Origin of the sequence: Synechococcus sp. R55.2 (assembly GCF_047462075.1) — a bacterium.
GTDB lineage: Bacteria > Cyanobacteriota > Cyanobacteriia > Thermostichales > Thermostichaceae > Thermostichus.
In genome coordinates this window covers 1-3,395 of the sequence record NZ_JANSIH010000358.1, presented here as the reverse complement: position 1 = coordinate 3,395, position 3,395 = coordinate 1, and the positions used below count along the sequence as shown (strand labels likewise).

Below are 3,395 nucleotides of genomic sequence, written 5' to 3'. Positions count from 1 at the left end.
ACCAGCCTAGAGGTTCGTGGTTGGCTTGCCAACTGCAGGGCTACCGAAAGCCCGCTCCGTACCGCTTTAGCGGTCGGAGTCGGGTAGTTTACGTTTTCACTTCCGAATCTCTCCTATCCAACAGGTTTTGCAACCACACCTGAATATCCCGCAGGCTCTCCGGGGAAACTTCATGGCCCATCTCGTACTCGCGATAGGTAAAGTTCAGTGGCAGCGGGGCAAAATAATCCCTGATCTGGCGGCCAAAAGCAATCGGCAAAACAGCATCAGCAGTGCCATGAACCACCAGGATGGCCAGGTGTTTCATCCGCTCCGGCTCCACCGCCTCGGCCAGGATCTCTGGAGATAGGCGCCCACTCATTGCCACCACCCCCGCCAGCTTCTCCGGCTGGGTCAGAGCCAAGTACAGGCTCATGATCGCCCCCTGGCTAAACCCCAGCAAATACACCTGCCTGGGATCCAAGGCAATATCCGGGATCCCATTGGGCAGCGCCTGTTCCAGAAAGCGGCTCAGGAGCTTGAGGCTATTGCGCGCTTGCTGGGGATCCCCCACCAGCCCTTCTGGCGTCCAGGCCATTTCAAACCAGGCAAACCCGCCTCCACTCCAAGGAATAGGGGCTCTCAAGCTGATCACCGCCAACCGGGGATCCAGATAGGGGGCCAACTGGAACAAATCCCCCTCGTGGCTGCCGATCCCGTGCAGCATCACCAACACAGGTGCGGATCCCAAGCCGACCTGTCGAGGCGGCTGAAAGCGGTAGGTGAGGGGCAAAGAAGAAGGCACGCAGCGGATCCTCAAAGGCGGAGACAAGGTATGGCCGGCCTACGCCCAATCCTGGGGCTGGCGAAGCACCTGATGGAGCTTGGCTTCCCACGTGTCCGGTTGCGGCTCGTAGCCATATTCCCAGCGCACCAAGGGGGGCAAAGACATCAAGATCGATTCGGTGCGGCCTTGGGTCTGTAGCCCGAAGATCGTGCCCCGGTCGTAGACCAGGTTAAACTCCACGTAACGCCCGCGACGATAGAGCTGGAATTGCCGTTCTCGCTCTCCCCATTCCATCCCCTGCCGCCGCTCCACAATCGGCACATAGGCCGGCAAGAAGGCTTCGCCACAGGCTTGCACCAACTGGAAAAGATGTTCCCAACTGCGGGATCCCACCCGCACCTGTAACGATGGTGGCTCAGAAGCCAGTTGTTCGGGATCCCCTTCCGCCTGGCCTTCAGGCCGATAGAGCAGCCCAGGGCGTTCATCCTGATAGTCGAAGAAAATGCCGCCAACGCCGCGCGCCTCGCCGCGATGAGGTAGGAAAAAGTAGCGATCGCACCAGATCTTGAAAACTGGGTAGTAGACGGGATCCAAGCGGTCACAGGCTGCCTTGAGGGTGCGGTGAAAATGGGCCGCATCCTCCTCAAACAGGTAATAGGGGGTGAGATCCATCCCGCCCCCAAACCACCAAACCGGCCCCGCCTCAAAATAGCGATAGTTCAGGTGTACCGTCGGCACATAGGGGTTGCGAGGATGCAACACCATAGAGGTGCCTGTGGCGTAGAAAGGATGCCCTGCCGCTTCTGGACGCTGTTTCAGAATCGAAGGGGGCAGATGGGATCCGAACACCTCGGAAAAATTGACTCCCCCCTGCTCAAACACGTCTCCCTGCTGAATGACCCGCGAGCGCCCGCCCCCTCCTCCAGGGCGTTCCCAACGGTCTTCCCGAAACTTGGCTTTTCCGTCTAGGGCCTCCAGACGGGCACAGATGTCATCTTGTAGGCGCTGCATGAATTGGCTCACCTGTTGACGGGCATCCACTGGCAGCGCTGTAGGGCTTGAGGCCAGCACCATAGTCTTCTAATCTCTCGAATCTAATCTCTCGAAACTCGCCAAAAACATCCCCCGCCCAGATAAACCCTCCCAGGCTGGGAGAACCGAACCAAAGAGTTCTAACCTGGCCGGGCAAGAAACTTTCTGTAAAATCCAGGCCGTTTTAGGATCTCACGTGGGAACCACCTCGTAGGGACGGAGCCGCGCCCACTTGTTCCGTTCCTCGCGAAAGCTCTGGCAGCCCACCACATCCCATTCCATCTCGGTGCCACCGTTGCGGATATTGACATTGATCTGGGGGCCTTGCGGCTCAAAATCCGGCGTCAACGTGAGATGAGGCTGCTGATGCTGCGCTTCCACGGCGTGGTAGGTGGTACAGCGGTCTACGTAGTAGCAGTGAATACAAATACACATGGCTGCTGCCTGCAAGAGACGGTTCCCAATCTCGAGGGTAGCATCCTGCCCCTTTCCAGACAGGGGATCCCCTCTTTCTCAGCCGATTCTTGAGATATTTCTTAGCAAAGAGAGGCATCTCCTCGTCTCTCGTCTAAAATCTCGACATATTTCTCAGGCTGAGGCTTGATCTGCCCTTAGGATCAAACCATCCAGGCTATCCAGAGGAACTGCCATGAACACTCACACCCGCTACCGCTTCACCTGCACCCTCTCCTTTGGAGATATCTACGGCCAGATCATCGTTTGGCTGATTGTCATCTTTGCCAGCTTGGCCGCTGCCCTCTCCCTGATGAATAGCCCCCTCTACGCTTTTCTCACCATTGCTCTGATTTTGGTGATCTCCCTGCCTTTCCTGCTCTTCGCCTTCGTGACCACCCTGCTCAATCACATCGAGTTTGCCGTTGTCCCTCCTGAGGAAGAGGAAAATCGCGCTGCTGCTGCGGCTAAGTCGCCCGTGGCCGTCAGTTAGAAACAACTGGCAGTCGGTTGGCGCTTGTCGGATGGATCCCTTGCCCCAAAGACACCTGTGCTGAGTTAAAAAAACCTTGGCTCTCTTGGTCTAGCGCTTGAGTTGGCCCCTGCAAGGCGAGCAAGCGGGTAGCCTTTTATTGGCATTTTACTGGCAATTGTTTTACCAAAGAATTGGGTCTAAAGCCCTGCCGTTCACGGCAGCTTTTGTGCTGTACTCTAGACCAGTAGTAGAGTAGTCAACCACTTAAAAAACCCGGTAGTCCGGCGACTACGCAAGCAACCTAAATAGGTTTTGCCCTTTCTCTTCAACGGTACTTAGGGCAGAAGGGAACTGCCCCGCTTGGGGAGATGGGCACCGCTGTCGTAAAGGGGCAACCCGATACGGCAAGTGCTGTCTTGGAACCAAGAGCCAGAATCCTCTGCCTTTGGGCAGGGGAGTATGGTGACATCCTCCCGGCGCTCGTCCTGTGGACAGGGCGCGGGCTACCCTTCCCGTCAGCGGGACGGAGTCCTTGAAGCCTGCACTCTCTCGCTTTGGCGGCGCGGAGCGCTTTGCGTCAGCATGAGTGTGGGAGTATGTCACGTACCTTTAAGGCTGAGCGCAGAGGGATCCCATGGCGATCATCGTCCTGAAAGCCTGGTATTTGGA

General features: G+C 57.1%; 4 protein-coding genes. 1 reads left to right on the top strand and 3 read right to left on the bottom strand.

What is annotated here, in order from left to right:
* Positions 1-88 precede the first annotated feature (88 nt).
* The 3 genes from NW838_RS11455 to NW838_RS11445 all read right to left on the bottom strand — a co-directional run bounded on the left by NW838_RS11455 (position 89) and on the right by NW838_RS11445 (position 2,233).
* Positions 89-784 carry an alpha/beta hydrolase gene (locus NW838_RS11455; RefSeq protein ID WP_414428072.1) on the bottom strand — a complete coding sequence of 232 codons (696 nt, stop codon included), beginning with the start codon at positions 782-784 and terminating at the stop codon, positions 89-91.
* Positions 785-823: 39 nt separating this feature from the next.
* The gene (hemF, locus tag NW838_RS11450) at positions 824-1,840 is read right to left on the bottom strand and encodes an oxygen-dependent coproporphyrinogen oxidase (RefSeq protein ID WP_414358295.1); all 1,017 of its coding nucleotides are present in this window, start codon (positions 1,838-1,840) and stop codon (positions 824-826) included.
* Between the two features lie 150 nt (positions 1,841-1,990).
* On the bottom strand, positions 1,991-2,233 hold the full coding sequence (locus NW838_RS11445) for a Ycf34 family protein (RefSeq protein WP_414358294.1): 243 nt from the start codon (positions 2,231-2,233) through the stop codon (positions 1,991-1,993).
* A 214-nt stretch (positions 2,234-2,447) separates the two neighbouring features.
* Between NW838_RS11445 and NW838_RS11440 the strand changes: the two genes are divergently transcribed.
* Entirely contained in the window at positions 2,448-2,744 is a 297-nt protein-coding gene (locus NW838_RS11440; RefSeq protein ID WP_011434379.1) for a hypothetical protein, read from the top strand.
* The last annotated feature ends 651 nt before the right edge of the window (positions 2,745-3,395 follow it).

Excerpts from the sequence above, each read along its gene's own strand:
- NW838_RS11445 (WP_414358294.1), bottom strand. The coding sequence starts at position 2,233 with ATGTGTATTTGTATTCACTGCTACTACGTAGACCGCTGTACCACCTAC.
- hemF (WP_414358295.1), bottom strand. The coding sequence starts at position 1,840 with ATGGTGCTGGCCTCAAGCCCTACAGCGCTGCCAGTGGATGCCCGTCAA.
- NW838_RS11440 (WP_011434379.1), top strand. The coding sequence starts at position 2,448 with ATGAACACTCACACCCGCTACCGCTTCACCTGCACCCTCTCCTTTGGA.